At 68.8% G+C, this 1,044-nt stretch carries 1 protein-coding gene; it reads left to right on the top strand.

Going from position 1 to position 1,044, the window contains the following annotated elements; all coding sequences use genetic code 11:
* On the top strand, positions 1–906 hold a 906-nt coding region (locus tag VFQ05_15150; protein ID HET9328102.1), incomplete at its 5' end, for an IS66 family transposase.
* Positions 907–1,044 lie beyond the last annotated feature (138 nt).

Genomic DNA, 1,044 nt, shown 5'->3' with positions numbered 1-1,044 from the left:
ATGGAGGAAGGCACCCCGTTCGGCGTCTCGATCCTGGCGCTGGCGCTCTACCTGCGCTTCACCCACGCCATCAGCTACCGGCGGCTCAGCCGTCTCTTCCTGCACCTGTTCGTGCTGCCGATCAGCGAAGGCGCCCTGGATGCCCTGTTCCGCCGCGTCAAGCCGCGGTTCGAGGACGAGGCCGCCGCCATCCTCGCCCGCCTGCGGCGTGCCCGGGTGGTCTGTTCCGACGAGACCACGGTGCGGGTCGACGGCCGGGCCTGCTGGAACTGGGTGTTCCGGAACGATGAGGTCGTGATCCATGTCATCCGGCCGAGCCGCGGCCGGGCGGTGGTGCGGGAGGTGCTGGGCGGGCACCGGCCGGCGATCTGGGTGTCCGACCTCTACAGCGCCCAGCGCGGCCATGCCGACCTTTGGCAGGTCTGCTTGGCGCACCAGTTGCGCGACCTGGGCTATGCGGTCGAGGCGGGTGACACCGTCTTTGCCCCGCGGCTGAAGGCGCTCCTGCTCCGGGCCGTCGTGCTCGCCCGTCGCCGCCATGCGCTCAAGGCCAGCACCCGACGGGAATACCGCCGTCGTCTGGAACGGGAGCTGGACCGGGTTCTGGCGCTGCAGCCAAGTCATCGCCACGCTCAGCGGCTGCGCCGGCGCTACCTCGCGGTGCGCGATAGCCTGTTCACCTTCCTCGAGCACCCGGAGGCGCCGCCGGACAACAACGGCAGCGAGCGTGATCTGCGGCCGATGGTGGTGTACCGCAAGGTAACTGGCGGCTTTCGGTCAACCTGGGGGCCGGACCTATGCGCCGCGGTCCAGTCGGTGGTCGGCACCGCCGCTCGGCGTGGCATCGACGCCTACCACGCCATCTATGCCGTCCTATCCGGCAGGACCGTTCTCGCCCCCAGTTGAGTAGTTACAAAGGTGGCGCCACTGCCGTGGATCAGGCGAGGTGACAATCACGGCGAGGCCATACGGATTGAGATCTGCCGGCCGTAGCAGCGGTAGATCGACCAAATCGGAGCAGCGGGCGAGCAGATCGGGCTTTGG

This window comes from Candidatus Eisenbacteria bacterium (assembly GCA_035712145.1).
Taxonomy (GTDB): Bacteria; Eisenbacteria; RBG-16-71-46; order RBG-16-71-46; family RBG-16-71-46; genus DASTBI01.
Note: the sequence above shows the minus strand (reverse complement) of the source record. Positions and strands in the feature narration are given on the sequence as shown.